Annotated in this window: 28 protein-coding genes; 13 read left to right on the top strand and 15 right to left on the bottom strand. The window is 65.7% G+C overall.

Annotated elements, in window-relative coordinates:
* Positions 1–69 precede the first annotated feature (69 nt).
* The 4 genes from AC56LU_RS00395 (at position 70) to AC56LU_RS00380 (ending at position 4,485) form a co-directional block, all read left to right on the top strand.
* Positions 70–1,371 carry a dicarboxylate/amino acid:cation symporter gene (locus AC56LU_RS00395; protein WP_497173614.1) on the top strand — a complete coding sequence of 434 codons (1,302 nt, stop codon included), beginning with the start codon at positions 70–72 and terminating at the stop codon, positions 1,369–1,371.
* Positions 1,372–1,520: 149 nt separating this feature from the next.
* Positions 1,521–1,931, top strand: a complete 411-nt coding sequence (locus AC56LU_RS00390; RefSeq protein ID WP_497173613.1) for a BlaI/MecI/CopY family transcriptional regulator — start codon at positions 1,521–1,523, stop codon at positions 1,929–1,931.
* On the top strand, positions 1,928–3,190 hold the full coding sequence (locus AC56LU_RS00385) for a M56 family metallopeptidase (protein ID WP_497173612.1): 1,263 nt from the start codon (positions 1,928–1,930) through the stop codon (positions 3,188–3,190). The genes AC56LU_RS00390 and AC56LU_RS00385 overlap by 4 nt, the downstream gene beginning before the upstream one ends.
* A 254-nt stretch (positions 3,191–3,444) precedes the next feature.
* Positions 3,445–4,485, top strand: coding sequence for a S41 family peptidase (locus AC56LU_RS00380; RefSeq protein ID WP_497173611.1), 1,041 nt, complete (start codon positions 3,445–3,447; stop codon positions 4,483–4,485).
* Positions 4,486–4,556: 71 nt separating this feature from the next.
* Here AC56LU_RS00380 and AC56LU_RS00375 read toward each other — a convergent pair whose 3' ends face one another.
* The gene (locus AC56LU_RS00375; RefSeq protein WP_497173610.1) at positions 4,557–5,207 is read right to left on the bottom strand and encodes a 3-oxoacid CoA-transferase subunit B; all 651 of its coding nucleotides are present in this window, start codon (positions 5,205–5,207) and stop codon (positions 4,557–4,559) included.
* A 32-nt stretch (positions 5,208–5,239) separates the two neighbouring features.
* On the bottom strand, positions 5,240–5,935 hold the full coding sequence (locus AC56LU_RS00370; protein ID WP_497173609.1) for a CoA transferase subunit A: 696 nt from the start codon (positions 5,933–5,935) through the stop codon (positions 5,240–5,242).
* 141 nt (positions 5,936–6,076) lie between these two features.
* On the opposite strand from AC56LU_RS00370, the gene AC56LU_RS00365 reads away from it, so the two are divergent.
* Complete coding sequence (locus AC56LU_RS00365; RefSeq protein WP_497173608.1) at positions 6,077–6,634, top strand: LuxR C-terminal-related transcriptional regulator; 558 nt, start codon at positions 6,077–6,079, stop codon at positions 6,632–6,634.
* A gap of 2 nt (positions 6,635–6,636) precedes the next feature.
* Here AC56LU_RS00365 and AC56LU_RS00360 read toward each other — a convergent pair whose 3' ends face one another.
* The 3 genes from AC56LU_RS00360 to AC56LU_RS00350 form a co-directional block, all read right to left on the bottom strand.
* Positions 6,637–8,178: an HAL/PAL/TAL family ammonia-lyase gene (locus AC56LU_RS00360; RefSeq protein ID WP_497173607.1), complete on the bottom strand. Its 1,542-nt coding sequence runs from the start codon at positions 8,176–8,178 to the stop codon at positions 6,637–6,639.
* On the bottom strand, positions 8,175–8,573 hold the full coding sequence (locus AC56LU_RS00355; protein ID WP_497173606.1) for an acyl-CoA thioesterase: 399 nt from the start codon (positions 8,571–8,573) through the stop codon (positions 8,175–8,177). The genes AC56LU_RS00360 and AC56LU_RS00355 overlap by 4 nt, the downstream gene beginning before the upstream one ends.
* Positions 8,574–8,646: 73 nt before the next feature.
* Entirely contained in the window at positions 8,647–9,423 is a 777-nt protein-coding gene (locus AC56LU_RS00350) for an SDR family oxidoreductase (RefSeq protein WP_497173605.1), read from the bottom strand.
* Between the two features lie 161 nt (positions 9,424–9,584).
* Here AC56LU_RS00350 and AC56LU_RS00345 point away from each other — a divergent pair, with 161 nt between their 5' ends.
* From AC56LU_RS00345 to AC56LU_RS00320, 6 genes are all read left to right on the top strand, one after another.
* Positions 9,585–11,261, top strand: coding sequence for an electron transfer flavoprotein-ubiquinone oxidoreductase (locus AC56LU_RS00345; protein ID WP_497173604.1), 1,677 nt, complete (start codon positions 9,585–9,587; stop codon positions 11,259–11,261).
* Between the two features lie 10 nt (positions 11,262–11,271).
* Complete coding sequence (locus AC56LU_RS00340; protein ID WP_497173603.1) at positions 11,272–12,225, top strand: alpha/beta hydrolase fold domain-containing protein; 954 nt, start codon at positions 11,272–11,274, stop codon at positions 12,223–12,225.
* A gap of 66 nt (positions 12,226–12,291) precedes the next feature.
* Positions 12,292–12,480 carry a hypothetical protein gene (locus AC56LU_RS00335; protein ID WP_497173602.1) on the top strand — a complete coding sequence of 63 codons (189 nt, stop codon included), beginning with the start codon at positions 12,292–12,294 and terminating at the stop codon, positions 12,478–12,480.
* Between the two features lie 135 nt (positions 12,481–12,615).
* A complete protein-coding gene (locus AC56LU_RS00330; protein ID WP_497173601.1) occupies positions 12,616–13,047 on the top strand; it encodes a hypothetical protein in 432 nt (143 codons plus the stop codon).
* Positions 13,048–13,257: 210 nt separating this feature from the next.
* A complete protein-coding gene (locus tag AC56LU_RS00325) occupies positions 13,258–13,596 on the top strand; it encodes a hypothetical protein (protein WP_497173600.1) in 339 nt (112 codons plus the stop codon).
* Positions 13,597–13,897: 301 nt separating this feature from the next.
* Positions 13,898–15,478 (top strand): L,D-transpeptidase family protein, encoded by a 1,581-nt coding sequence (locus AC56LU_RS00320; protein ID WP_497173599.1) that lies wholly within the window; start codon positions 13,898–13,900, stop codon positions 15,476–15,478.
* Positions 15,479–15,516: 38 nt separating this feature from the next.
* On the opposite strand, the gene AC56LU_RS00315 is transcribed toward AC56LU_RS00320, so the two are convergent.
* The 8 genes from AC56LU_RS00315 to AC56LU_RS00280 form a co-directional block, all read right to left on the bottom strand.
* Positions 15,517–16,182 (bottom strand): amino acid ABC transporter permease, encoded by a 666-nt coding sequence (locus AC56LU_RS00315; protein WP_497173598.1) that lies wholly within the window; start codon positions 16,180–16,182, stop codon positions 15,517–15,519.
* Positions 16,183–16,197: 15 nt separating this feature from the next.
* Complete coding sequence (locus AC56LU_RS00310; protein ID WP_497173597.1) at positions 16,198–17,016, bottom strand: transporter substrate-binding domain-containing protein; 819 nt, start codon at positions 17,014–17,016, stop codon at positions 16,198–16,200.
* A 71-nt stretch (positions 17,017–17,087) separates the two neighbouring features.
* Positions 17,088–17,498, bottom strand: a complete 411-nt coding sequence (locus AC56LU_RS00305) for a hypothetical protein (protein ID WP_497173596.1) — start codon at positions 17,496–17,498, stop codon at positions 17,088–17,090.
* 51 nt (positions 17,499–17,549) lie between these two features.
* The gene (locus tag AC56LU_RS00300; RefSeq protein WP_497173595.1) at positions 17,550–18,227 is read right to left on the bottom strand and encodes a class I SAM-dependent methyltransferase; all 678 of its coding nucleotides are present in this window, start codon (positions 18,225–18,227) and stop codon (positions 17,550–17,552) included.
* 47 nt (positions 18,228–18,274) lie between these two features.
* Positions 18,275–18,751: a metallophosphoesterase family protein gene (locus AC56LU_RS00295; RefSeq protein WP_497173594.1), complete on the bottom strand. Its 477-nt coding sequence runs from the start codon at positions 18,749–18,751 to the stop codon at positions 18,275–18,277.
* Between the two features lie 5 nt (positions 18,752–18,756).
* Complete coding sequence (locus tag AC56LU_RS00290) at positions 18,757–19,038, bottom strand: DUF378 domain-containing protein (RefSeq protein ID WP_497173593.1); 282 nt, start codon at positions 19,036–19,038, stop codon at positions 18,757–18,759.
* Positions 19,039–19,153: 115 nt separating this feature from the next.
* A complete protein-coding gene (locus AC56LU_RS00285) occupies positions 19,154–19,789 on the bottom strand; it encodes a YcbK family protein (RefSeq protein ID WP_497173592.1) in 636 nt (211 codons plus the stop codon).
* Positions 19,790–19,888: 99 nt separating this feature from the next.
* Positions 19,889–20,425 carry a GNAT family N-acetyltransferase gene (locus tag AC56LU_RS00280; protein WP_497173591.1) on the bottom strand — a complete coding sequence of 179 codons (537 nt, stop codon included), beginning with the start codon at positions 20,423–20,425 and terminating at the stop codon, positions 19,889–19,891.
* A 226-nt stretch (positions 20,426–20,651) separates the two neighbouring features.
* Between AC56LU_RS00280 and AC56LU_RS00275 the strand changes: the two genes are divergently transcribed.
* Positions 20,652–21,662, top strand: coding sequence for a sulfate ABC transporter substrate-binding protein (locus AC56LU_RS00275; protein WP_497173590.1), 1,011 nt, complete (start codon positions 20,652–20,654; stop codon positions 21,660–21,662).
* A gap of 335 nt (positions 21,663–21,997) precedes the next feature.
* The gene (locus AC56LU_RS00270; RefSeq protein ID WP_497173589.1) at positions 21,998–22,966 is read left to right on the top strand and encodes a serine hydrolase; all 969 of its coding nucleotides are present in this window, start codon (positions 21,998–22,000) and stop codon (positions 22,964–22,966) included.
* A 185-nt stretch (positions 22,967–23,151) separates the two neighbouring features.
* On the opposite strand, the gene AC56LU_RS00265 is transcribed toward AC56LU_RS00270, so the two are convergent.
* Together AC56LU_RS00265 and recD are read right to left on the bottom strand one after the other, a co-directional pair.
* Positions 23,152–24,276: an RDD family protein gene (locus tag AC56LU_RS00265; protein ID WP_497173588.1), complete on the bottom strand. Its 1,125-nt coding sequence runs from the start codon at positions 24,274–24,276 to the stop codon at positions 23,152–23,154.
* A 208-nt stretch (positions 24,277–24,484) separates the two neighbouring features.
* Positions 24,485–26,443 (bottom strand): exodeoxyribonuclease V subunit alpha, encoded by a 1,959-nt coding sequence (gene recD / locus AC56LU_RS00260; protein ID WP_497173587.1) that lies wholly within the window; start codon positions 26,441–26,443, stop codon positions 24,485–24,487.
* Between the last annotated feature and the right edge of the window lies 1 nt (position 26,444).

Here is a 26,444-nt window from a genome sequence, read left to right as displayed (position 1 = left end):
CCACAATAGATAAGGCGCAGCGCTTCCGACAAGATGGCAACACCACAAACTTCTCATCGAAGCGTTGCCATGAAAAAGCCATTCTATAAAATCCTGTATGTCCAGGTGCTGTTCGCCATCGTGCTTGGCGTGCTGCTGGGGGTGTTCTACCCTGAACTCGGCGCCAAGATGAAGCCCCTGGGAGACGGCTTCATCAAACTGATCAAGATGATCATCGCCCCGGTGATCTTCTGTACGGTGGTCGCCGGTATCGCCGGCATGCAGGACATGAAGAAGATCGGCCGCGTCGGCGGCAAGGCCCTGCTCTACTTCGAGGTCGTCTCGACCTTCGCGCTGGCCATCGGCCTGGTGGTCGCCAACATGCTCAAGCCGGGCGCCGGCTTCAACGTCGACCCGGCCCACCTCGACGCCTCGTCCATCGCCCAGTACACCGACAAGGCCAAGACGCAGAGCACGACGGACTTCGTGATGAACATCATCCCGAACACCTTCGTGGATGCCTTCGCCAAGGGCGACATCCTGCAGGTCTTGCTCATCGCGCTGCTGTTCGGCTTCTCGCTGTCGATGCTGGGCGAGCGTGGCCGCCCGGTGACCAGGATGATCGAGGACTTCTCGCACGTGATCTTCGGCGTCGTGAACATCGTCATGAAGGTCGCCCCGATCGGCGCCTTCGGCGCGATGGCCTTCACCATAGGTAAATACGGCCTCGATTCGCTGCTGCCGCTGGCCAAGCTGATGGGTTCGTTCTACCTGACCTGCTTCGTCTTCGTGGTCTTCGTGCTGGGCGCCATCGCCAAGTACACCGGCTTCTCGATCTTCCGCTTCATCAAGTACATCAAGGAAGAACTCCTGATCGTGCTCGGCACCAGCTCGTCGGAGTCCGCCCTGCCGGCCCTGATGCGCAAGCTGGAGCGCCTCGGCTGCTCCAAGCCGGTGGTCGGCCTGGTGGTCCCGACCGGCTACTCGTTCAACCTGGACGGCACCAACATCTACATGACGATGGCGGCCCTGTTCGTGGCCCAGGCAACCAACACCGACCTGACCCTGATGCAGGAACTGACCATCCTGGCGGTGGCGATGCTGACCTCGAAGGGTGCATCGGGCATCACCGGCGCCGGCTTCATCACCCTGGCCGCCACGCTGGCGGTGGTCCCGACCATCCCGGTAGCCGGCATGGCCCTGATCCTCGGTATCGACCGCTTCATGAGCGAAGCACGCGCACTGACCAATTTCATCGGCAACGGCGTGGCCACCGTGGTGGTGTCGAAGTGGGAGAAGGAACTGGACGTCGAGCGCATGGACGCCGTGCTGCACGGCCGTGTGCCGCTCGAGGGCGAGAAAGACCTGGAGCCGGTGCGCGCCGCCGCCTGAACCGGCTCTGCCCCCCAAAAAACCACATCGCACGATGTGGTTTTTTTTCGCCCCTACCCCTTGCGCATAAAGCATGCACGGCACACGAAAACTGTAGACACCCGTGTCTAGACAGACTATTCTAGACCTACCAACCAATGAGGACGCTCATGCCACGCAAACCCGATACCCCCAAGCCGACCCCGGCCGAACTGGAACTGCTGCAGGTGCTGTGGCCGATGGCCTCCGGCACCGCCAAGCAGGTGCACCACGACATGCAGAAGACCAAACCGGACGTCACCTACGCCACCGTGCTGCGCCTGATGCAGATCATGCACGGCAAAGGCCTGCTGGTGCGCGACGAGAGCGAACGTTCGCACGTCTACGCCCCGGCGCATGCGCAGGATTCGGTCGAGACCAATCTGCTCAAGGACCTGATGCAACGCGCCTTCGCCGGTTCGGCCAAGGCCCTGGTGCTGGCCGCGCTCAAGAGCGGCATCTCGAAGAAGGAGCGCGACGAGATCGAACAGCTGCTGCGCGAAGACGGCGCCGGCAAGGACAAACCGGAGGGGCAGGCATGATCGCCGCCGACATCGTCGCCAGCGTCGGCTGGACGCTGGTCCACTTCCTCTGGCAGGGCGCGCTGATCGGCTGCGCGACGGCCGTGCTCTTGATGGTGCTGAGGAACAGCCAGCCGCAAACGCGCTACCTGGTCGCCTGCAGCGGGCTGTTCCTGTGCCTGGCCTGGCCCGCCACCGAGCTGGCGCTGCGCCTGCTCGAGGGCAGCGGCAGCGGCGGCGATGCGATGGTGCTGTTCGCCGCCGGGCTGGTAGCCGGTTCGCCGATCGACGCGGGCTGGAGCGCCCTGCTCGCCGAGCAGCTGGTCTGGATCGTGGGCACCTGGGCGGTATGCGCGTGCGCGATGGCCTTGCGGATGGTGGCGGGCCTGCTGTGGATCGGCCGTGCCGCCGCCCATGAGCGCATCGACCCGGCCTGGCAGGCGCGCACCGAACGTCTCGCCGCGCAGTTCGGCGTCACGCGTGCGGTGCGCCTGCGCGTGGTCGAACGCCTTGGGAGTCCGGTCACGGCCGGCTGGTGGCGCCCGGTGGTGCTGCTGCCCGCTTCGCTGGTGTCGGGCATGCCGGCGCACCTGCTGGAAGCGCTGCTGGCCCACGAAATGGCCCACATCAAGCGCCACGATTACATGGTCAACCTCGGCCAGAACGTGGTCGAGACCCTGCTCTTCTACCACCCGGCGGTCTGGTGGATCTCGGGACGCATCCGCGTCGAACGGGAACAGATCGCCGACGATTTCGCGGCACGGCAACTGGGCGAACCGCGGCGCCTGGCCCTGGCCCTTTCAGAGCTGGAGAAACTCCAGTTTTCCACCCACCACCTGGCCCAGGCGGCCAACGGAGGAGATCTTATGTCACGCATCAAACGCTTGATTCGCCCAGACACACAAGCATTGAACTGGAAAGCGGCCATTCCCGTACTGGGACTGGCGGCGATGAGCGCCGCGGTGTTCGCTCATGCGGCCCCTGGCACCACGCTGGCGAAACCGGATCAGGAGGCGATCGCCAGGTTCGACAGCTGCAAGAAGCCCGAATACCCCGCCAATTCGATTACGCAGAAACACACGGGCACCGTGGCTCTTGGCTTCCTGGTGGCGACGGACGGCACGGTCAAGGATACTAAAATCACGAAGTCGTCCGGTCATCCCCCTCTCGACGAGGCAGCGCGCACGGCCCTCGCCAAGTGCAGCTTCAAGCCGGCAAGCACCAAGGGCAAACCGGTCGAGTCATGGGCCGCCGTCCAGTACGTCTGGTCGCTGAAGTAGCAGGGAAAAGAAAAGGCCCGCAGCAATGCTGGCCCGGCTAGGAAGCCGCTGGACGGGACGCCGTTACAGCGGTTTTTTATTGCTCCGATTATGCATGACGCATTGCTGAAAGAATAGCTGATTGCTACGATATGGAAATAATAGACTCCAGGAGACAGAATTCAGAATTTCCCTCTATTGGAAAATAAACCTCTCATCACTGTCTTGCCCGCCGTCTCCATTCTTGCACCCACTACTCATTCGATAGGACCCACATGAATCCGATTCGCACCCTTCTGCTTGTACCCGTGTTGCTCGGCTCCCTCGCCTGCGAGGCCCGGGCGGAGGTCGACGAGGCCACCCGCAAGGCGGTGATCGCCCAACTCGGCGCAAAGGTCAAGGACATCTACGTCTTCCCGGACAAGGCCAGCCAGGTCGTCGAGCGCCTGAACGCGCGCGAGGAGAGCGGGGCCTACCGCAGCGCCCCTGATCTCACCGCCTTCGCGGCGATGCTCACCGAAGACCTGCGCCAGCCGACCGGGGACAAGCACCTGGGCGTGCGCTACCACGCCAGGCCGCTTCCTCCCGACGGCGGCAAGCGCGGACCGACGCCCGAGCAGGAGCGCGAGTTCGGTGTGTTCCTCAAGTCGCGCAACTACGACATCCGCAAGGTGGAAACCTTGCCCGGCAACATCGGCTATATCGACCTGCGCAGCTTTCCGCCGGCTTCGGCCGCCAAGCCCGCGCTGAGCGCGCTGATGAACCTGGTCGCGGACACCGATGCGCTCATCGTCGACTTGCGCAATAACGGCGGCGGCGACCCGCATACGGTCGCCTACCTGTCCAGCTACCTGTTCGACAAGCGTACTCACCTGAACGACATGTACTGGCGCGAGGGCGGCCGCACGGATGCGTTCTGGACCGAGGAAAATGTGCCCGGGAAGAAGTTTGGCGGCACCAAGAAGGTCTTCGTCCTGACCAGCAAGACGACCTTTTCGGGCGCCGAGGAATTCAGCTACAACATTCAGCAGTTGCGCCGTGGACTGATCGTGGGAGAAACCACCGGCGGCGGCGCCCATCCGGGCGGCGTACACCGCATCCACCAGCACCTGGCGGCCTTCATCCCCTCCGGCCGGGCGGTCAATCCGATCAGCAAGAGCAACTGGGAAGGCACCGGCGTGGTGCCGGACGTGAAGGTCGATGCGGAGGACGCGCTGCGCACCGCCGAGCGCCTGGCGCTGACCGAACTGTTGAAGTCGCCCGCAAATGAGGGGCATGCGCAGCGGCTGCGCCAGCGCCTCGACGCGCTGAAATAAAAAGCCCGCAGTTGACCTGCGGGCCGCTGGCACACGCGCGGGGCCGGAACACCGCCCCCGCGCTTTTTCGTTCAGACCGCCGAGACGTCCAGCTCGCAGCCAGTCGCCGCCAGCACTTCTTCCTTGGTGACGCCCGGGGCCAGCTCCACCAGCTTGAGGCCGGTGTCGGTAATGTCCAGCACGCCGAGGTCCGTGATGATGCGGTCGACCACACCCACGCCGGTCAGCGGCAGGTCGCATTTGTTCAGGATCTTGTGCGAGGTCGAGCCGTCCTTGGCGGTGGCGACGTGCTCCATCACCACGACCACGCGCTTGACGCCGGCCACCAGGTCCATCGCGCCGCCCATGCCCTTCACCATCTTGCCAGGAATCATCCAGTTGGCCAGGTCGCCGCGCTCGGACACCTGCATCGCACCCAGGATCGCCAGGTTGATCTTGCCGCCGCGGATCATGCCGAAGGAATCGGCCGAGCTGAAGTAGGCCGAACCGGGCAGCGCGGTCACGGTCTGCTTGCCGGCGTTGATCAGGTCGGCGTCCACTTCCGCTTCCGTCGGGAACGGGCCGATGCCCAGCAGGCCGTTTTCCGACTGCAGGAAGACCTCGATATCGTTGGGGACGTAGTTCGCCACCAGGGTCGGCAGGCCGATGCCCAGGTTCACATAGAAGCCGTCCTGCAGCTCCTTCGCCGCGCGCGCGGCCATTTCATCACGAGTCCATGCCATGTTCTGTCTCCAGGGTTCTCAAAGGCGCTTGCTTAAGCGCGCACGGTGCGCTGCTCGATGCGCTTTTCCGGCGTCGGGTTGTGGACGATGCGGTGCACGAAGATGCTCGGGGTATGCACCTGGTCCGGATCGATCTCGCCGATCTCGACCAGCTCTTCGACTTCCACGATGCAGATCTTGCCGGCGGTGGCCACGTTCGGGTTGAAGTTGCGCGCGGTCTTGCGGTACAGGAGGTTGCCGGCCTTGTCGGCCTTCCATGCCTTGACCAGCGAGACGTCCGGCAGCAGCGCGCGTTCCATCACGTAGTGCTCGCCGTCGAATTCGCGGGTTTCCTTGCCGTCGGCGACGATGGTGCCGTAGCCCGTCTTGGTGTAGAAGGCCGGGATGCCGGCGCCGCCGGCGCGCAGCTTCTCGGCCAGCGTGCCCTGCGGCGTGAACTCGAGTTCGAGTTCGCCGGCCAGGAACTGGCGTGCGAATTCCTTGTTCTCGCCCACGTAGGAGGAGATCATCTTCTTGATCTGTCGGGTTTCCAGCAGCTGGCCCAGGCCGAAGCCGTCCACACCCGCATTGTTCGAAATCGCCGTCAGGTTCTTGACGCCGGAATCGCGCAGCGCCGCGATCAGCGCCTCCGGAATGCCGCACAGGCCGAAGCCGCCCACGGCGATGGTCTGGCCATCTGCCACGATGCCGGCCAGCGCCGACTTCGCATCAGGATACACTTTGTTCATACCCGTCCCTTTTATAAGTTAAGCCCAAAGCTCTTCTGTACCTCAAAGTAGAGTCTCAGCATAAAATACGCTGTACCGAATAACAATACCGTAGAACTACGGGCGAGCCTTCCTATGAACCGTGTAGTCGATCCAGATCAGATGATTCCGCCTTGCGCCATCGATTACGAGATGATCTTCCAGCATGCGCCGGTCGGGATGTGCGTCTCGATCGACCGCGTGATCCAGTCGTGCAACCAGGCATTGGCGGCGATGTTCGGCTACGGCGCGGGCGCCTTGCACGGCCAATCGTTCAGCGTGCTCTATCCGACCATGGACGAATTCCTGCGCACCGGGGACCGCATCGTGCCGATCATGAACGCCAAGGGACGTTACTCGGATGAGCGCATCATGCGCCGCGCGGACGGCGAACTGTTCTGGTGCCACGTGACCGGGAGCGCCCTCGATCCTTCGCAACCGCTGGGCGCGGGCGTGTGGACCTTCGAGGACGTCAGCGAGAAGCGGCCGGTATCGGCGGAACTCACGCCGCGCGAGCGCGAGATCGCCGCCCTGTTGGTAGAGGGCAAGACCAGCAAGATGATCGCGCGCGACACCGACCTGAGTCCGCGCACGGTGGAGATGCACCGGGCCAGCTTGATGCGCAAGTTTGCGGCGTCGACCTCGTCGGAGCTGGTGCACAAGCTGGTGGGGGCCAGATAGGATCAAGGCGCGGCCAGCGCCCAGTGCTGTCCGCGGATCCGCGCCAGGAGCACTCGCAATTCCGTATCCAGCCGCCGATCTTCGACCAGCGCGGCAACGTCCTGCCCCACCAGTTCCGCCATGTCGGCCAGACGCGGCGGCGCGGCGGCTCCCGCGATCCGCGTCCGCAGCCATACGCCCTGCCGCACCGCGACCAGCAGTGCCGCCGCCACCTGCTCGGTCAGCTCCAGCACCCGCAGGCAGTCGCGCGCCGCGATCGTCCCCATGCTGACCTTGTCCTGGTTGTGGCACTCGGTCGAGCGCGAGAACACCGAGGCCGGCATGGTCAGCTTGAGCGCTTCCGCCGTCCACGCCGACACGCTGATCTGCAAGGCTTTCAGCCCGTGCGAGATCGCCGTCCGCTCTCCGGTCATGCCCGACAAATTGGCCGGCAGGCCGGCGTTGTAGCGGGTATCGACCAGCAGCGCCATCTGCCGGTCCATCAGGTCGGCCAGGTTGGCGACCACATTCTTCATGCTGTCCATGGCGAATGCGATGTGTCCGCCGTAGAAGTGCCCGCCGTGCAGGACACGCTCGTGGTCGGGATCGATGATGGGGTTGTCGTTGGCGCTGTTCAGTTCATTTTCGATGGTGCTGCGGAAGAACGGCAGCGCATCCGCCAGCACGCCGATCACGTGCGGCGCGCAGCGGATCGAGTAGCGGTCCTGCAGTCGCTTGGCGTTGCTTTCCACCTGCCCCGTATAGCCGAGATCCGCGCGCAGCCACGCCGCCACCTCCTGCATGCCGGCGTGCGGCTTCGCCGAAAACAGGGTTTCGTCGAAGTGATGGGCGTTGCCGTCCAGCGCGAACGAGACCATCGCCGTGATCCGGGTCACGAGCCTGGCCAGATACGAGGCGCGGTCCCAGGCCAGGCAGGCCAGGCCGGTCATGACCGCGGTACCGTTCATGATCGCCAGTCCTTCCTTCGGCCGCAGGCGCAGCGGTTCAATGCCGGCGGCGCGCAGGGCGTCCAGCGCCGGCACCTGCACGCCATCGCGCAGCACCTCGCGCTCACCGCACAGCACGGCCGCCAGGTAGGACAGCGGCGTCAGGTCGCCACTGGCGCCGACCGAACCTTCGCTCGGTATCAAGGGCAGCAGCCTGGCGTCGAACAGGCGCACGATCCCTTCCAGCAGCGCCACGCTGACGCCCGAGTAGCCCTTGCATAGCGAAGCCAGGCGAACCGCCATGATGGCCCGGGTCTGGTCTGCGTCGAAATACGAACCCAGCCCGCAGCCGTGGTAGGTGTACAGCTGACGCGGCAGCTCCGGCACCAGGTGCAGCGGCACCGGCACCGTGCACGAGTCGCCGTAGCCGGTGGTCACGCCATAGACGACGCCGTCCTCGCGCAGCAGCCGGTCGAGAAAGTCCGCGCCGCGCGCGATCCGGGCGTGGAAGGCCGGTTCTTCGGACAGCTTCGGGTGCGCAGCGCCGCGCGCAATGGCGACGATGTCCTCGATGGCCAGGCGGTTTTCGTCGAAGCGGACGACAGGCAACTGCTTCATCCGGCCGGCAGCAGCGCCCGCAGCCGGTCCGGCAACGGCCGCGACTTCTCCGCCTTGAAATCGATCCAGACCATCCTGGCGCCGCCCTCGGCGTGCAGCGCGCCGGCCTGGCCGTCGGCCCCGACCAGCCGGATCTCGTGGGTGATGTCGATGCTCGAGCGGCCCGGTGGACCGACCCAGGTCGACACTTCGATCTCGCCCGGATAGGTCAGCTGCTTGAGGAAGCTGCAGTGGGCGTTGACGATCACCGGACCTTCGCTGGAGGCGGCCGGATCTGGCAAGGCCCCGGCCTGTTCCAGCCACGCGATGCGCGCCGATTCGATGTAGCGGAAATAGACGGTGTTGTTGACGTGGCCCATCGCGTCCATGTCGCCCCAGCGAATGGGAATCCGCATCGTATGGACTAACTGCGGTACAAACTGCTTGCTGCTCATTGCTTCCTAACTTTAATCACTGTTTAATCACTGATTACTGCGCCGTCATGCCGTCGTCGGCCGTGATGATGGCGCCATTGATGAAGTGGGCTTCGTCGGCCGCCAGCAGCAGCAGGAGCCCGTCGAGGTCTTCCGGCTTGCCCGTGCGTTTGCGCGGCAGCATGTCGATCAGCTTGCGTCCCTGCTCGGTGTCGAAGTAGTCCTCGTTCATCTCGGTGGCGATGTAGCCGGGACAGATGGCGTTGACGTTGATGCCGTACTTGCCCCACTCCACTGCCATCGCCTTGGTCATCTGCACCACGCCCGCCTTGCTCATGCAGTACACGCCGATCTGCGGCAGCACGCGCAGGCCGGCCACCGAGGCGATGTTGACGATGCGGTGCTGCTTGCGCGGGTCGCCCTTGGCGCGCTGGATCATGCGCTTGGCGGTCTGCTGCGCGACAAAGAATGCGCCGCGCAGGTTGGTGTCCATGATGTAGTTGTAGTCGTCTTCGGTGACGTCCAGCAGGCGCTGGGTGCTCGACACGCCCGAGTTGTTCACCAGGATGTCGATCGGGCCGGCCTCGGTCTCGGCGTGCGCGATGGCCGACTTGATCGACCCCAGGTCGGTCACGTCGAGCCGTACCACGTGGGCGGCGCCGCCATCGGCCTCGATCTCGGCGCGCAGCTCCTTGAGTCGCTCGACGCGGCGCGAAGCCAGCACCACCTGGGCCCCGGCGCCGGCCAGCGCCTTGGCGAAACGCGCACCGAGGCCGCTCGATGCGCCGGTGACCATGGCGATTTTTCCTTCGTAATTGACTTCGATGCCCACGCGCCGCCCCTTCCACAGTTCGTTACCGAAGACACCATCTTACACAAATCATCAGTATTAGATTGCCGCATCTAATAATGTCCGTAAAATGGCGCCCAGCGTTGCCAACGGCAGCAAAAAAGTGCACACTCGTGCTTAATTTTTTACCTGATTAAAAGACCATGACTGAGACGACCAACATCCTCGAACAATACGGACCGCGTGAAGCCATGGAGTACGACGTGGTCATCGTCGGCGGCGGCCCTGCGGGCCTGTCGGCGGCGATCCGGCTCAAGCAGCTGGCGGCGGAAAAGGGCTCGGAAGTCTCCGTCTGCGTGCTCGAAAAAGGCGGCGAACTGGGTGCGCACATCCTGTCGGGCGCGGTCATGGACCCGATCGCCCTGAACGAGCTGATCCCGGACTGGAAGGAAAAAGGCGCGCCGCTCAATACGCCGGTGACCGAGGACCAGGTCCTGTTCCTGACCGAGACCAAGGCCATCCGCACGCCGAATTTCATGGTCCCGAAGATGCTGACCAACCACGGCAACTACGTGATCTCGCTGGCCAACGTCACCCGCTGGCTGGGCCAGCAGGCCGAAGCGCTGGGCGTCGAGATCTTCCCGGGCTTCCCGGCGGCCGAAGTGCTGTATAACGAGGACGGTTCGGTCAAGGGCGTCGCCACCGGCAATATGGGCGTCAAGCGCGACGGCGAACCGGGCGGCGACTTCCAGCTCGGGATGGAGCTGCACGCCAAGTACACGCTGTTCGCGGAAGGCTCGCGCGGCCACCTCGGCAGGCAGCTGATGGCCAAGTATGACCTGAACAAGGGCAAGGACCCGCAGACCTACGGCATCGGCATCAAGGAACTCTGGGAGATCGACCCGGCCCTGCACAAGCCTGGCCTGGTGGTCCATACGGCCGGCTGGCCGCTGGACAACGACACCTACGGCGGCTCCTTCCTGTACCACCTGGAGAACAACCAGGTGGCGGTCGGCTTCGTGGTGGGCCTGGCTTACCAGAACCCCTACCTGTCGCCGTACGAGGAATTCCAGCGCTACAAGACGCATCCTGAAATCCGCAAGTACTTCGAGGGCGGCAAGCGCATTTCGTACGGCGCGCGCGCAATTACCGCGGGCGGCCTGCAGTCGCTTCCAAAGACGGTATTCCCGGGCGGCGCCCTGATCGGCTGTGACGCCGGCTTCCTCAACACCAGCCGCATCAAGGGCAGCCACGCCGCGATCAAGACCGGCATGCTGGCTGCGGAAAGCGCATTCGCTGCGCTGGGCGAAGGCCGCCAGCACGATGAACTCGCATCCTATCCGGCCGCCTTCGAACAATCCTGGCTGCACGAAGAGCTGCACGTGGCGCGCAACTTCAAGCCCCTGATGGCCAAGGGCCTGTACCTCGGCACCATCCTGACAGGCATCGACCAGATGGTCTTCCGCGGCAAGGCGCCGTGGACGCTGCACCACAAGCACGCCGACCACGAGTGCCTCAAGCCGGCGTCGCAGTTCCAGCCGATCGCGTACCCGAAACCGGACGGCAAGCTGACCTTCGACCGACTGTCCTCGGTGTTCATCTCGAACACCAACCACAGCGAAGATCAGCCGGTGCACCTGACCTTGAAGAATGCCAGCATCCCGGTGGACGTCAACCTGGCCAAGTATGCGGGCCCGGAACAGCGCTACTGCCCGGCCGGCGTGTACGAGTTCGTGAAGACTGACGACGGCAAGGACCGCCTGCAGATCAACGCGCAGAACTGCGTGCACTGCAAGACCTGCGACATCAAGGATCCGACCCAGAACATCGTCTGGGTGACGCCGGAAGGCGGCGGCGGCCCGAACTACCCGAACATGTAAGGGGACTCGCATGCCGTTCGCTACCTGGCGGCCGTGCGCCGCCCTGCTAAGCTGTGCGCTCGCCTTACCGTTCGCTGCTGCCGCAGCCGATGAAGGCGTGCGCAGCGCCGCCCTGCTCGACCACGGCTGGTGGATCGACGCCAACCTCACCTACCTGACGGCCAGCGGCACCGAGCTCAAGCTCGACGTCTACCTCCCGGCAAAGAAGAGCGACAAGCCGCTGCCGGTGGTGATGTACTTCCACGGTGGCGGCTGGGTCGCCGGCCGTCGCGAGGGTGCGGCGCTGTCCGCCATGCCCTACATGGAAATGGGCTTCGCCTTCGTGAACGTCAGCTACCGGCTGGCCAAGGTGGCGCCTGCCCCGGCGGCGCTCGAGGACACGCTGTGCGCGCTGCAGTGGGTGGGCCGCAATGCGAAGAAATACAACTTCGACCTGGCCAGGGTCGTGACGACCGGCGATTCGGCGGGCGGGCACCTGGCCCTCGCCACCGCGATGGCGCCGCCCGACTCGCCGCTGACTCGCCAGTGCGCGGCCAATGAACCCGGCTGGAGCGGGCCGTACCAGAACGCGGCGCCGAAGGTGGCGGCGGTGATCAACTGGTACGGCATCACCGACGTGGCCGACATGCTGCAGGGCCCGAACCTGCGCTCCTACGCCGTCGCCTGGTTCGGCAGCATGCCGGATCCGGACCGGCTGGCGCTGGCGCGCGCAGTGTCGCCGCTGGGCTACGTGCGCGCCGGCGGCCCGGCCGTATTCACCATCCACGGCGACGCCGATCCGCTGGTGCCGTATGCGCACGCCATGCGGCTCAAGGCGGCCCTCGACAAGGCCGGCGTGAAGAACGTGCTGCATACCGTCAAGGGTGGCGGACACGGCGGCTTTACGGCCGAGCAACACGTCGGCGCCTACAGTGCGGCGCATGCCTTCCTGCGCGAGCTCGGCCTGGCGCCGGCGCAGCCTTGAAGCGCTCCTTTCGCGCCGAACAGCCTAAGATGTGGCTTCCACAACATCTGACGCAAGGAGGCTGTCATGGCAGAGAACAAGGCCCAGGATAAGGATTCCGGCACGAGAAGCTTGAGCGACGTGCAGCTGGACGACTTCGACGTCGATCGCCAGCGCGAACGGCTGGAGCACAGCCGGCCCGGCAACATGCAGTCGGGCGAGCAAGAGAATCGCCAGCAGCCCGGGGAGGCGAACCGCCGACAGGGCAAGCCCTGACCTCTCGTCTCTGACCTCTCTTATTGCTGATGACTTTGTACGGACTGTCCTACGAGGGCGCGTGCCGGATTCCGATTGTCGATGGCTGCCAGAGGTCTATCATCAAGCCATCGGCACTCAAACAAGGAGTCTGGTATGGGTGAAAACAAGGGACATGGCATCAAGGGACCGCGCCACGACGATGATGTGGACGATCTCGGCAGCAGTACCGCGGGCGGGGAGATCGCTCCCAGCGGTCAGCCACAGCCGGGCAATATGCAGTCCGGCGTTCTGGGGGAGAGCCGACAGGCTTCCCGGCAATCGGACCAGGGGAACGGCAGCCTGCAAGCGGGACAGCAGCAAGCAGCTAGCAAGCAGCAAGGTAACAAGCAGAAGGGTAATAAGCAATCGGGACGACAAGGGAGCATGCAGTCGGGGCAGCAAGGCAGCCAGCAACAAGGAGGGCAGCATGCCTCCGGCGGCACGCCGGCGCTCGACGACCTGGGTTCGCGCCAGGGCGAATCCGCAAGGGAAGCCTCGCAAGCCTGGAGCCGGGCCAACGGCAAACAGGGGCGTGGCCATCGTTAATCCCGGGCGCGCCTGAGCGTCCTTTACCTCGCAACACGACGCGCACCGTCGCAAGCCTAGCCTTGCCCCGGTGCGCGTTGCTTTCCACCTCGCCTTTCCTGCAGGACACCGCGTCCGAGTGCTCCTACGAAGACACCGCGCGGACGCCGATTGCCGATGTCAGCAGGAGGATTAAGATGGTCATCCACATTCCTACTCAAGGAGACGAACATGAATAGCAACCAGGGTAAAGACCAGAAGCAGTCGACGCAGGACAAGGGCGTCAACGATCCGATGAAAGACCTGGGCAGCCAGCAGTCCGGGCAACAGCAGGGCCAGCAGGGTGGCCGGCAGCAAAACAACCAGCAGTCCGGCGGGCAGCAGTCGGGTCAGCAGCAAGGCGGCCAACAGCAGGGACGGCAAAGCGGCAACCAGCAGCAGGGTGGTGGCCAGCACGCTTCCGGCGGGACTCCGGCATTGGACGACCTGGACGGCCAGAACAGGGGCGAAAGCGCCCAGCAGGCCTCGGAAGCCTTCAAGCAGCAAGGCGACAAGGGCGGCAACCGCTAGACTCGGCGCCCGGGCCGGGCCGATGCAAGGACCAGGTAGTTGAACCTCGTCATGCACTTGCGCACCCGGTTCGCCATCCCAGGACTTGCCGCGTTCGCGGCAAGTCCGCTCTCGGCAACTGCCGATCCCTTCTACACCCTTCCCTTACTGCCAGACTGACTGAGCCCGAGCGCCCGCAGCGACTTCTTTGTCTGATCACAAGTCAAATACTGACCTATCGCGCACTGTTTTGATTTGTGTCAATGACTGTGCGTTCCACAAGCGCATATGGTGAGAATCACACATCACGATCCATGCGCACATGCCCCATACTTTCGCCCGAAGCCGCAGTTTCGCCGCACGGCTGCTGTGCGGCGCCCTGCTCTGCCTCGTCCAGAGCTTCGCCCAGGCAGAGCCGCCCACGGCGCCCGCCGGCAGCCGCATGGACGCGCATGCGATGGCGGTGCGCCTGCACGAAACCGGCGCGGCGCCGGCCTGGCTCGACCACGAGCGGGCGCTGGCGCGGCAGGCACTGGAACTGCTTGGCGACGCCGCCGCACATGGACTCGACCCGGGACATTATCGGAGCGACGACCTCGTGCGCCAGCTGGACGCGCTGCGCGGCTCGGGGGATGCAGCGCCCTTCGAGCGCGCGCTCACGACCGCCATGCTCCAGTACCTTGCCGACCTGCACTTCGGCCGCACCGTCTCGCCTTACCGCCAGGCGCCTGCGCCATCCGACGAGTTCAACCCGGCCGAGCACCTGCGCCTGGCAGTGCATGCCGGACGCCTGGCGCAGGCCGCCGACACGGCGGCGCCGGCGATTCCACTCTACCGCAGGGTCAAGGAGGCGCTTGCGCACTATCGGACGCTGGCGCTGGCGGCGTCCCACTGGCCGGCGCTCCCCGCCGCCGACCGCCCGGCCGTCGTTGCAGGCGGCGAGTATGCGGGCACGGCGCTGTTGCGCGAGCGCCTGCGGCTGCTGGGAGATCTCGGCGCCGAGACCGCTGCCGAACCGGACAACATGTACACTCCTGCGCTTGCGGACGCCGTCCGGCGCTTCCAGTCGCGCCATGGGCTAGCCGAGGATGGCGTAGTGGGTGCGGATACGATCGCAGCCTTGTCGGTGCCGCTCACCCATCGCGTGACGCAGCTCGCGCTCACACTGGAACGCCTGCGCTGGCTGCCGCCGCTCTCCAAGGGACCGGTCATCGCGGTCAACCTGCCGACCTACCGTCTGTGGGCGTTCCCGCGCGCCCAGGACAGCGGCGCGCAGCCGATCGAGATGCGGATCATCGTCGGCAAGGCTGCCGGAACGCCCACGCCCCTGTTCATCGGCCAGTTGCGCTATCTGGAATTCAATCCGTACTGGAACGTGCCACGAAGCATTGCCATCGGCGAGATCGTGCCGAAGCTTGCGCGCAACCCGGCTTACCTGCGACAGAACGACATGGAACTGCTATCGCGGGATGGACAGGTACTTGCCGCTACAGGCAACGATGCCGTGGCGCGGCTGCGTTCGGGAGCGGCCAGGGTCAGGCAGCGTCCGGGAGCGAAGAATGTGCTCGGGGAAGTCAAGTTTGCGATGCCCAACCCGATGAATATCTACCTCCATTCGACCGCGTCGAAGGCGCTCTTCGGGCGCGCGCGCCGCGACCTCAGTCACGGCTGCATCCGGGTCGAGCGCCCGGCCGAGCTGGCGCAATTCGTGCTGGGCTGGGACGCCGGGCGTGTCGCGGCGGCGATGCGTCCGGGCCCGACGCGCACGGTTCAAGTTGCCGAGCCGGTGCCGGTCGTCCTGTTCTATGCCACGGCGGTGAGCGATCATCGCGGCCACACCATGTTCGCTGCCGACATCTACGGACGCGACGAGGCACTGATCCAGGCCCTGCGCAGCGATTAAGAGGCGGCCACGGCATCTCCTGCGCACGCCGTATGCGCCTAGCGTAGCGCGTGCGCCCGGTTCAGGCGCCGCTCCGCGCGGCGCTGGATCGCCTCGAAGAACAGGCTCATGGCCCAGTAGATGCAGGCCGCCGCGAGGTACAGCGGCAGTGGCTGGAAGGTCACCGCGATCACCTCCTTCGTCGCCAGCATCAGTTCGGTCAGGGCAATGACCGACACCAGCGAGGTGTCCTTGATCAGGCTGATGAGCGTGTTGCTCATCGACGGCACCGCGATGCGCAAGGCCTGCGGCATGACGATGTGGTGCAGGGTCTGCCAGTAGCCCAGGCCCAGGCTGAAACTCGCGCGCCACTGCCCTTCGCTGACGGCGCGAATCGCACCGCGCAGGCTTTCGGACAGGTAGGCGCCGGCATTGAGCGACAGCGCCAGCACGCCCGCCGTCACCGGCGTGAACTCGACGCCGATACTCGGCAATCCATAATAGATGACGAAGATCTGCACCAGCAGCGGCGTGCCGCGCATGACGCTGACGTAGACGCTCGCCGGCAGGCGCAGCAGCGCCCACGGCGCAATGCGCATCAGCGCCACCGGCAGGCCGATCGCCAGCCCGCCGACCATCGACGCCACTGCGAACATCAGGGTGTAGCCGGCGCCCGTCAAGAGGGCCGGCGCCGCTTCACGCAGCAGCGCGATCAGGTCCGCCATGTCCCGGGCGCGCCCTTACGGTGCCGGCCGGCTGGCGTCGGTGCCGAACCACTTGAGCGACAGTGCCTTCAGCGTGCCGTCGGCCGTGGCGTCGAGCAGGATCTTGTCGACCGCCGCCTTGAATTGGGGACTGCCCTTGCGGAAGGGAATGCCCATGCGCTCGGGCGCCCCGACCCGGGCGCCGGCCTTGATCGGCAGCGGCGAGTGTTTCAGCAGGTAAGCCACCATCAGGCTGTCGTTGAGCGCGGCGTCGATGCGCCCGAAGGCCAGGTCCTGCAGGTTCTCGGGCGCCGCCGGATAGCTCTTGACCTCGATGCCCGGCACCGCCTTGACCTGCTGCTCGAACACGCTGCCCTGCCCCACGCCGACCTTCCGGCCCTTCAGGTCGGCCAGGCTGCCGTAGTTGGCGCGCTCGTTCTTGCGCACGACGAGCTGCGGGAAGGAATAGGTATAGGGACGCGAGAAGTCGAAGGCCTGCTCGCGCCTGGGAGTCATGCCGACCTGGCTGACGATCACGTCGTACTTGCCGGCGGCGAGGCCGGCGAGGATCGCGGCCCATTCGGTGGTGACGAATTCCGGCTTCAGGCCCAGCTTGCCGGCGACCAGGCGCGCGACGTCGACGTCGTAGCCCGACAGGAGGCCGGTCTTCGGATCCTTGAAGTTGAAGGGCGGGTAGGTGCCTTCCATCGCGATGCGCAGCGTGCCGCGCGCCCTGGCGTCCGTCAGCAGGTCGGCGGCCAGCGCCGGCGCCGCCGGCAGCAGTGAAGTCAGCGCGGCCACGAGCGCCAGGCCGAAACAGGCACGGCGTGCCCCGCTGTTCGAATGCTGTCCCATCGATTGGTCTCCTGGTTGAGCTGACTTTATAACCCAAACCGGCCCAGCCGGGAAGGCCGGGACTGCCTTGTTCAGTATCCCGCCCTGCGCGCGCGCGATCCGAACGGATGGCCGACCACCAGGGTCGTGCTCGCGACCAGCGTCGACAGGCCCAGGATCAGCTGCACCAGCCGGTCGTCGGGGAGTACCCAGACCTGGCCACGGGGCGGCTCGGCGCCGGTGGCGGCATGGATGAGCGGCGCGATCCACGCGGCATCCGGATCGACGTCGAGGATCACGGCATCGTCCGTGGTCTGCAGGTAGATATTGCCGCCTTCGGCCAGCGTGAAGCAGATACCGACGCCGGTCTCGGTCGGCTTGACCAGTTCCTGCAGTGCGCGGTTGTGCTCGTCGATCCAGAGTTCGACGTCCTGCGGGGTTTCCAGTGCGGTCCAGGGACGGGGGCGAAAACGTGGCGGCGGTGATGCGGGTGGAAGATTCATGTAATGCAGGTAAAAGCGGAACGAGCCCTATCTTACTTGCTTACCCGGGATTCAGGGGGTGTTTGGCAGCCGGCCCACCAGGATCAGCGATACCGGTTTGCCGGTACACGGATGCAGCGGCTCGCGCATCTCGACCACGTGCAGGCCATGCTCCTCGAACAGCGCCAGCCAGCTCGACACCGTGCGGAAGTACCAGGGCGCCGCATCGGCGAACGCGGCGCTGAAGCCGGCCCAGCTGCCCTCGCGCCAACCGTCGGCATAGGGCGCGTCGCCGCAGGCCGTCAAGGGATGGACGGTCTGCACCAGCAGGTGCCCGCCCGGGCGCAGGTAGCTTGGCGCGGCGCGCAGCAGTCCGCGCACGGCCTCGTCCCCGATCAGCGAGAAATTACAAACCGCCACGTCGGCCGCCAATTGCAGCTGGCCGGCGGCGATCTCTTCATAGCTCAGCTGGCGGAACTCGCCGCCGCCGGCCAGGCGCGCCTGCTCCACCAGCCCGGCGATGGCGTCGACACCGACCATCGCCACTTCGGGCAAGGCCCGCACCAGCCAGCCCTCGCCACAGCCCAGGTCGACGCCAGTGCGCGGCGCCCGCGCCCGCACCGCTTCCACGATGGCCGCATTCGTCACCAGCACGCGCGATTCGATCTCGCCGCCGCGCACGGCGGCGGTCCAGGGATCGGTATTGCGTGACCATGCGTCGATGATCGATGCGTCGCTGTGGGTAGTCATGGCGTCTCCTCGGTTTGCCGCATTATCGCCCACTGGCAGAGCTGCCTCTATTGCACGTCGAGCGTCACCAGGCGCACCTGCACCAGCCCGCCGTCCACCAGTAACTCGCCGATCGAGATCGGCAGGCTGAAGCGCCTCCTTCCGGCACTCCCGGGGTTCACGTAGAGCACACCATCGCGCTCCTGGCATGCAGGCTTGTGCGAATGTCCGGACACGAGCACGCGCATGCCCAGGTGCGCGGGATCGATCGGCAGTTCCTTCAGGTCGTGGATGACGTAGATGGCGACCCGGCCCAGGCGCAGCACGGCGGTCTCGGGGATGTCCTCCGTCCAGGCGCCGCGGTCGTTATTGCCGCGCACGACGGTCAGCGGCGCGATTGCCGCCAGGGGCGCCAGGATGTCGGGGCCGGCGCATTGGGAGCCGGCTATATCGCCGGCGTGGATGATATGGTCGCTGCCCCGGAGGAAATCGAGCGCCTCCGGGCGCAGCAACCCGTGCGTGTCGGAAATCAGCCCGACCCGCATGCCGCTCAGGTCGAGCGCTTGCTGCCTGCCATCTTGGCAGCGGTGTAGATCGAGTACAGCGCGGCCAGGCCCACCACCACATAGACGATCCGGGTCGCCGGGCTGCCTTGGCCGAAGATGGTGGCGACCATGTCGACGTCGAACAGGCCGACCATCGCCCAGTTCAGGCCGCCAATGATCAGGAGCGCCATCGCCAGGTAGTCGAGTGCCGACATGGCGGAACGTTCATGGGCGCGCAAAGAGGTGCGCCGTTCGCCCGTCCTGCGGTCCATTGTGGGAGCATTCATCGTTGCCATCATTGCCTCCTTGGAAAAGCACCATGGCCAGGGCGGCCTGCCCCGGCCATACGTGCATAGTAGCCCAAGTCCGATGTCGCACTCGCACGGGTCGACCGCAGTGGAATCATCCCTTCCAGGTACGCTTGAGTCCGGTATCCGCGTGAATCCAGCCGCCTTTCGGCCCGGAACGGTAGTAGTAGCCGACGCCGCCCTGGCGGAAGCTGCGGATCAGGCCGCCGAGCACTTCCTCGTTCAGGCTGGCGATGCGGATGTCCGCCGCCTTGCCGACCATGTGCAGCGACTTGCGCGCGGCCGGCACGCCCTCCTCGACCAGGCGCTTGTTCGACGCCTCGGTGCGGTAGCCCGACAGGATCTCGAGCGGCTGGGTCATGCCGTAGCGGGCAATGAAGGCCTGGGTGCCCCACAGCACTTCGAACAGCTTGGGATCGATCGGGGCCGTCGCGCGGCCGTTGACGTCGCGCAGGATGTGGCACAGCTCCTGGTAGGCGGAATCGATGATCTCGCCATCCTTCCAGTACAGCAGCCTGGCCCGCTCGCCGCTCTGCGGGCGCACCACCGACAGCGTGCGGGGCTTGACCCAGAAGTCGATGTCCAGCAACTGGGCGTCGAACAGGTCGGGCGGGGGTTGCAGGTCGGTGGGATGGGGCGCCGCCCCGGCCGGGGCGATCAGTGGGGCGCCGGCGACGCCCAGGGCGCATAGGCGCGCACTTTGTTGCAGGAAATCTCTACGTGAAGCCATAACGAACCGAACTCAGCCAATGGAGGCGCTTACTATATAGCAAGCGTCTCGCGCACAAAAGAAGAGTTCGTCAAGACTGTTGCATGGCGTTGGGCGGTGTCAGCCGTTACAGTTGCAGAAGCGCTTGCGCGCGGCAGCGCCCGGGCCGGTCTCGCTGGCCACATCGAGGGGCTTCCACAGCAAATCGCATTCCAGGCCCCAGCAGGACTTGTCCTTGCCGGCGTTGACAAAACCCTGGCGCTCGAAGAAAGCGCTTGCGCTCGCGGGGCTGTGCAGGTGCAGTTTGGTGATGCTCCAGGCGCGCGCCTGGTCCTCGGCGGCGGCGATCAGCGCGCGGCCGACCCCGCTATGCAGGGCTTCCGGCGAGACATAGCACAGCGCCAGCTTGCCAGCCTGCGTCAGCAGGCACAGGCCCAGCAGCGCACCGTCGCGTTCGGCGACGAGGGCGTGGTTGCTGGGGGATGCGAACCAGCTGGCGACGTTGGCCGCGGTCTTGTTGCCGAGCCAGGCCTCCAGCACGGCAGGCTGGTCCTGGTGATCGGCCTGGCAGCCGACCTCGATCGAACGGCGCAACAGCGCGCAGGCGGCAGAAGCATCACCGGGTACCGCCTTGCGAATGTCAAAACTCGTGGACATCAATCATTACTATGCAAAAAAAACAAACAGACCACGCCGACGGCGCAATAGCTGGGCACGACTATACACTGAAAGCCACTGACCTTGCTGCGGACACCCGTGCCTGCAGCGGCCGCGGCGCAGGCCCTCCCACCGTCTAAGCATATGACGAAACTGTTGTTCCGTATTTTGATGCATATGCGGATGATGCAACTTGTTACCACAAGATCCTGAAAAGCGAGAACACATGAGCCTGACCTCTCCCCTGCGCCGTCTCCTCCTGGCCCTGGCGCTGGGCGCCGCGCTGCCGCTGTCGGCGAGTGCCGCCCCGGCCGAGCTGCTGAACGTTTCCTACGATGTGGCGCGCGAGCTGTACAAGGACATCAACCCGGCCTTCATCGCAGCCTACAAACAGCAGACCGGCCAGACCGTCACCATCAAGCAGTCGCACGGCGGCTCGAGCAAGCAGGCGCGTGCGGTCGCCGACGGCCTGGCGGCCTCGGTCGTGACCATGAACCAGGCCAACGACATCGACATGCTGGCCGACCGTGGCCTGGTGGCCAAGGACTGGGCCAAGAAGTTCCCCAACAACGCCGCGCCCTACTACTCGACCATGGTCTACCTGGTGCGCAAAGGCAATCCGAAGAACATCCGCAACTGGGACGACCTGGCGCGTCCGGGCGTCCAGGTGATCATCCCGAACCCGAAGACCGCTGGTAACGGCCGCTATACCTACCTGGCGGCCTGGGGCTCGGCACTGAAGAAGAAAGGCGGCAACGAAGCGCAGGCGCGCGAGCTGGTCGCCCGCATCTTCAAGAACGTGCCGATCCTGGACGCCGGCGGCCGCGCCGCCACCACCACCTTCACCCAGCGCCAGATCGGCGACGTGCTGGTGACCTTCGAGAACGAAGTGAGCATGGTGCGCGCCGAGTTCGGCGACAACTTCGAAGTGGTCTACCCGACCGTGTCGATCCTGGCGGAATCGCCGGTGGCCGTGGTCGACAAGGTGGTCGACCGCCGCAAGCAGCGCAAGGAAGCGACCGCCTACCTGAACTTCCTCTACTCGCCGGCCGGCCAGGAAATCGGCGCCAAGCACTACCTGCGCGTGCGTTCCGATGCGGTGATGCAGAAATATGCTGCCAACTACAAGCCGATCCAGCTGTTCACGGTGGATGAGCTGTTCGGCGGCTGGCGCAAGGCCCAGGCCGTCCACTTCAACGATGGCGGCGAGTTCGACAAGATCTACCAGTCGAAATAAGCCAGTAATATGTTCCCTGCACTGCGGGGCCTGGTCGAAGCCCTGCCGTGTGCAGGGCTTTGTCATTCAGGGTACTGCATGAGCACAAGGCCGAGGCCGCAAGGCGCGGAATTCGTACTCGCTCTGGCAATTCTCATGGACGCTGTGTCAACTGAAGCGTTAAACTGCACATAATTCCAGTTCACAAGCTTGTTTTTGCCTGTGCGCCATAGACAGGCACCAGGCTTGATGCTATCTTCCAACACTTGTAGTTGCTCTACGGCTAGATAGTTGACTGCGCGCTCTTTATGCTGCCGCGCCTTCCCGCTCAACACAACCTATTCCTGAACCCGACAATGCTCAAAAAATTGTTTGTCACCGTATTGATGTCGTTTTCGGCTGCCGCATTCGCGGTGCCGTTCGGCTCGCAATCGGTGCTCGTGGTAGAAGATGACACCGGCAAGATTTTGCTGGAAAAGAATGCCGACCGCGTCGCGCCGATCGCCTCGTTGACCAAGCTGATGACCGCAATGGTCGTGCTCGATGCGCGCCAGGACCTGGACGAGCTGATCGAGATCGACCGCAGCGACGTCGACACCGTCAAGTACAGCAGCTCGCGGGTGCCGGTCGGCGCCCTGATCTCGCGCCGCGACGTGCTGCAGTTGGCCCTGATGTCGTCGGACAACCGCGCGGCCCATGCACTGGCCCGCACCTATCCAGGCGGCATGCCCGGCTTCAAGGCCGCGGTGCGCCAGAAGATCGCCGTGCTCGGCATGAGCCAGACCGTGATCGAAGAGCCGACCGGCCTGTCGCCGCGCAATCGTTCGACCGCGGGCGACCTGGTCAAGATGGCGGCCGCGTCGAGCAAGTATGCCGAGATCACGCGCATGTCCACCGAGTCGAAGGACCTGATCAACATCAACGGCCGCGAGGTCGAGTACCGCAATACCAACCGCCTGGTCGGCGCCAAGGGCTGGGACATCGGCCTGTCGAAGACCGGCTACATCAACGAAGCTGGCCGCTGCCTGATCATGAACATCAAGGCCGGCGGCAAGAACGCGACCATGATCCTGCTGAACGCCAATGCGTCGTCGGCGCGCATCCTGGACGCCCTGAATATCCGCCGCTTCATCAGCGGCGACGCACCGCTCAGCATCGCCAAGGCTTCGAACCGGGCGCCGCGCTTCAAGGCGTCGTCGAGCCGCGCCCGTATCAAGGCCACCTCCAGCCGTGCGCGCATCAAGGCGGCGGCCGGCAGCGGCAAGGTCAAGGCAGTCAAGAAGCGCAGCAAGGCGAAGGTGGTGCCGAAGCGCAGGAAGAAATAAGCGCGAGGCTAGGAACCTGAGCGAATAAAGAAACCAAAGGGGCCGCAAGGCCCCTTTGGTTTTGCGCGCCGAACAAACCCCCGAGTGCAAGGGATGCGGCCACCCGACGCACCGCCGCAGTGGCGGACCACGAAGACAGTACGCTCGTACGGCGAGACGGTGCAACGCAGCAATCGGGGGAATTGTCAGGCGCTCTTATTGGCTGCGCTGGGCCAGCTCGGCCGGGGCAGCGGCGTCACGGTGTCCCACAGCGCCCCGCTCAGCTCCTGCACCAGGTCGTCGGTGTAGGCGGCCGGCGGCGACTGCATCACCACTACCCGCCAGGCGTGCCCGTCGACCTCGACGATGCGCAGCTGCACCCGCTCCGGCCCCTTCTTGTGCAGGCCCCTTCCGACCCAGGAACGCCTGCCGCGGAACTCGGCGAAATAGCTGTCGGCCAGTTCGAAGCGGTCGGCCAGGCGGTCGGCGAGCGCCTGGGCATCTTGCCGCAGGGCCCGGCCGCCGGTCTGCTCGTGCGCGAACAGCACGGCGGCGCGGCCGCTGTGCTGGGTGAACAGGTGCTGCGGTGCGCCGTCCGCTCCCTGGCGCACCTCCAGCTTCCACTGAGGCGCGATGCGCGCGATGCGCCCGGTGGCGGGGTTGATCCAGATGGCGGGCGGCGCCTCGCGCATGGCGCTGGCCTCGCGGCTGTCCTGGCGGTCGACGCCATCGAGCACCAGGATGATGGCGAACAGGCCGGCGAAGGCAGTGCCGAACACGCCCTGCGCCAGCCGGCCGACCGGCTGCGCGTGCACCACGAAATCGCTTTTGTCGTAGCTGGCCCCCATGCCCTTGCGCAGCCGCAGGCCCTGGCGCGCCATGATGACCAGGCTGATGCCCGGCAGGCCGAAGGCAAGACCGTCGCGCCAGAGCTTCATGTTGCGCCCGAACGCTTCGCGGAAGCGCGGCTTACGCCCGTCTGTGGTAATGAGCCGCAAGCCCAGCAGCGCCTTGCCGGGCGTGTTGCCGGCCAGCGCCTGCAGCAAGGCGTCGAGCAGCAGGCCGCCCGGCATGCAGGCCAGGCCAAACAGTTTCCAGCCGAACGGGGTTTCGATCCAGCGCACGAATGCTGGCGAGAACTGGACGAGGACGTGGCCGAGCGCGAGCGCGACGAGTGCCGTCTGCCACCAGACATCGAAGGTGCGCGCGAACCAGCGGGACCAGGGACTGGCCAACGGAAAGGCGGGCAGCGCCTCACATGCGGCTGGCACCCGTGCCACCCTGCCCGGCATGGGACAGAGCAATACCGTCTGCTGGTCGATTGGCTGCATGGTTGCGCCAGGCGTGGTCGACGCCCTCGTGTCAGGAAAAAAGATTGCTTACGTGGAAACTACACCAGAAGTGCAGCCCGGACTTTGTTCTTGTACGTAAGTAAGACCGCATGAGCACGGCCGAGTTCGACCGCGGCAGCAGGGCCGCGGACCATCCTTGGCTTCGGTCAAAGGCGGCGTCGCGGCGGCGCGACACGGATACCAGGCTTTATCGCGAGGTGGGGGCGATCATGCCGCGCAGGCCGCTGGTGCGGTGGGTGCGCTGGGCAATGGCGTCGGCCAGTACCGCGCCGGGCGGCGACACCAGGGTGAACAGTTCGCTGGCGCGGGTAATGCCGGTGTAGACCAGTTCGCGCGTCAGCACGGCGCCGCGCTCGCGCGGCAGCGCCAGCACGGTATGGCGGAATTCCGATCCCTGCGACTTGTGGACCGTCATCGCGAATGCCGTTTCGACATTGCGCAGGCGGGTGGCCAGCACGCTGCGCACCGTGTCGCCTTCCAGGAAATACACCCGCAGCGCACCGGCCCTGGCCGGGTCCGGCAGGGTGACGCCGATGTCGCCGTTATAGACCCCGGTACCGTAATCGTTGCGGGTCACCATCACCGGGCGGCCGACATACCACTCGCCGAGCGGGCGCAGCAGCCCGGCCTGGGCCAGGCGCCTGGCGACTGCCTCGTTCAGGCCGGCCACGCCCCATTCGCCGTCGCGCACCGCGCATAAAATGCGGAAGGACTCGAAGCGCTGCAGGACCTGGCGCACCCATTCATCATGATTCGTGTTCAATCCGGCCTTTGGAGCCGTATTCAACACATCCAGATAAGAGCCGTAGCCGGATTGCGCCAGTTGCAGCACCTGCTGCTGCTGGGCGTTCTCGATCCAGCGCACCCCCGGCTCGCCCGCGCGCAACACGGCTTCGGCGCGCACGGCGTCACCGGCATTGACGGCCAGGGCCAGTTGGCCGATCGGACCGCCGAAGCGGCGGCTGTGGCGCAACATCACGGTCTGCTGGGCCAGCGCGCCGGCGTCACCGAGGAATTCGGGAGGCAGTTCTTCGCCACTGGCGGCCAGCGCATAGTCCAGCGTCGCATCGGTGTAGCCGCCGGCGCCGGCGTTGTGGCACAGGTCGCCGAGCACGGCGCCCGCCTCGACCGAGGCCAGCTGGTCCTTGTCGCCCAGCAGAATCAAGGTCGCTGTCGGCGGCAGCGCGTCCAGCAGCGAGGCCATCATTTCGAGGTGCACCATCGAGGCTTCGTCGACGATCAGCACGTCGACATCGAGCGGATTGCCGCGGTGGTGGGCAAAGGCGCGGGTGTCGGGACGCGCCCCTAACAGGCTGTGCAGGGTGCGCGCCGGGCCCATGCGCAGTGTCAGCTCGCGCAGGGGCAGTTGCGAGCCCACCTTGTCGGCCAGCTCGTTCAGCGCCTTGTCGATCGACTGCTTCAGGCGCGCCGCCGCCTTGCCGGTCGGCGCGGCCAGGGCGATGCGCTGGCTGCCGGCCTCCGGGGCGGTGGCGAACAGCAGCGCCAGCAGGCGCGCCACGGTATAGGTCTTGCCGGTGCCGGGACCCCCGGTGATGATCGCCACCGAACCGCGCAGGGCGATGGCGCAGGCCAGCTTTTGCCAGTCGGGGCCGTTGGCGCCGGGCTGGGAAGCGAACAGCATGTCGAGCCAGCCGCGCACCTCTTCTTCGTCCACCTCGCGCCGCCTGGACGCGCGTTCGCGCACCGCCTGGGCCACCAGGGTTTCGTCGCGCCAGTAGCGGCGCAGGTAGAGGCGGTCGCCGTCCAGCACCAGCGGCTGGTCGTAGTCGAAAGCACCGACATCCCACACCTGCTGGCAGCCGGAGAGTATCTGGGCCCAGCCTTGCGCGTTCCTGGGCAGCGGCCCGGCGGCGCGCGCCAGGTCTTTCCATTGTTCGTCTTCCCAGCCGAGCAGCGCGGCCGGGCCGGCGGCCAGGTCGGACAGCAGCAGGCAACTGTGCCCCTGCCCTTCCAGTTCGGACAGCACGCTCGAGGCCAGCACCAGCGACGGTGGCGCGGGTCGTCCATCCGCCAGTGAGGCGATGAAGCGCGCGAAAGCGCAGGACAGGCGCCGCAGCTCGCCGGTTTCACTCAGGCGCGCCAGTTCGCTCCACAACAAGCCGATGTCTGCTTCGTGCTTGGCCATG

Source organism: Telluria sp. PB2R4 (genome assembly GCF_059685695.1).
Note: the sequence above shows the minus strand (reverse complement) of the source record. Positions and strands in the feature narration are given on the sequence as shown.

Coding starts and splice junctions, on each gene's coding strand:
- AC56LU_RS00395 (WP_497173614.1), top strand. CDS start 70: ATGAAAAAGCCATTCTATAAAATCCTGTATGTCCAGGTGCTGTTCGCC.
- AC56LU_RS00390 (WP_497173613.1), top strand. CDS start 1,521: ATGCCACGCAAACCCGATACCCCCAAGCCGACCCCGGCCGAACTGGAA.
- AC56LU_RS00385 (WP_497173612.1), top strand. CDS start 1,928: ATGATCGCCGCCGACATCGTCGCCAGCGTCGGCTGGACGCTGGTCCAC.
- AC56LU_RS00380 (WP_497173611.1), top strand. CDS start 3,445: ATGAATCCGATTCGCACCCTTCTGCTTGTACCCGTGTTGCTCGGCTCC.
- AC56LU_RS00375 (WP_497173610.1), bottom strand. CDS start 5,207: ATGGCATGGACTCGTGATGAAATGGCCGCGCGCGCGGCGAAGGAGCTG.
- AC56LU_RS00370 (WP_497173609.1), bottom strand. CDS start 5,935: ATGAACAAAGTGTATCCTGATGCGAAGTCGGCGCTGGCCGGCATCGTG.
- AC56LU_RS00365 (WP_497173608.1), top strand. CDS start 6,077: ATGATTCCGCCTTGCGCCATCGATTACGAGATGATCTTCCAGCATGCG.
- AC56LU_RS00360 (WP_497173607.1), bottom strand. CDS start 8,178: ATGAAGCAGTTGCCTGTCGTCCGCTTCGACGAAAACCGCCTGGCCATC.
- AC56LU_RS00355 (WP_497173606.1), bottom strand. CDS start 8,573: ATGCGGATTCCCATTCGCTGGGGCGACATGGACGCGATGGGCCACGTC.
- AC56LU_RS00345 (WP_497173604.1), top strand. CDS start 9,585: ATGACTGAGACGACCAACATCCTCGAACAATACGGACCGCGTGAAGCC.
- AC56LU_RS00340 (WP_497173603.1), top strand. CDS start 11,272: ATGCCGTTCGCTACCTGGCGGCCGTGCGCCGCCCTGCTAAGCTGTGCG.
- AC56LU_RS00335 (WP_497173602.1), top strand. CDS start 12,292: ATGGCAGAGAACAAGGCCCAGGATAAGGATTCCGGCACGAGAAGCTTG.
- AC56LU_RS00330 (WP_497173601.1), top strand. CDS start 12,616: ATGGGTGAAAACAAGGGACATGGCATCAAGGGACCGCGCCACGACGAT.
- AC56LU_RS00325 (WP_497173600.1), top strand. CDS start 13,258: ATGAATAGCAACCAGGGTAAAGACCAGAAGCAGTCGACGCAGGACAAG.
- AC56LU_RS00320 (WP_497173599.1), top strand. CDS start 13,898: ATGCCCCATACTTTCGCCCGAAGCCGCAGTTTCGCCGCACGGCTGCTG.
- AC56LU_RS00315 (WP_497173598.1), bottom strand. CDS start 16,182: ATGGCGGACCTGATCGCGCTGCTGCGTGAAGCGGCGCCGGCCCTCTTG.
- AC56LU_RS00310 (WP_497173597.1), bottom strand. CDS start 17,016: ATGGGACAGCATTCGAACAGCGGGGCACGCCGTGCCTGTTTCGGCCTG.
- AC56LU_RS00305 (WP_497173596.1), bottom strand. CDS start 17,498: ATGAATCTTCCACCCGCATCACCGCCGCCACGTTTTCGCCCCCGTCCC.
- AC56LU_RS00300 (WP_497173595.1), bottom strand. CDS start 18,227: ATGACTACCCACAGCGACGCATCGATCATCGACGCATGGTCACGCAAT.
- AC56LU_RS00295 (WP_497173594.1), bottom strand. CDS start 18,751: ATGCGGGTCGGGCTGATTTCCGACACGCACGGGTTGCTGCGCCCGGAG.
- AC56LU_RS00290 (WP_497173593.1), bottom strand. CDS start 19,038: ATGAATGCTCCCACAATGGACCGCAGGACGGGCGAACGGCGCACCTCT.
- AC56LU_RS00285 (WP_497173592.1), bottom strand. CDS start 19,789: ATGGCTTCACGTAGAGATTTCCTGCAACAAAGTGCGCGCCTATGCGCC.
- AC56LU_RS00280 (WP_497173591.1), bottom strand. CDS start 20,425: ATGTCCACGAGTTTTGACATTCGCAAGGCGGTACCCGGTGATGCTTCT.
- AC56LU_RS00275 (WP_497173590.1), top strand. CDS start 20,652: ATGAGCCTGACCTCTCCCCTGCGCCGTCTCCTCCTGGCCCTGGCGCTG.
- AC56LU_RS00270 (WP_497173589.1), top strand. CDS start 21,998: ATGCTCAAAAAATTGTTTGTCACCGTATTGATGTCGTTTTCGGCTGCC.
- AC56LU_RS00265 (WP_497173588.1), bottom strand. CDS start 24,276: ATGCAGCCAATCGACCAGCAGACGGTATTGCTCTGTCCCATGCCGGGC.
- recD (WP_497173587.1), bottom strand. CDS start 26,443: ATGGCCAAGCACGAAGCAGACATCGGCTTGTTGTGGAGCGAACTGGCG.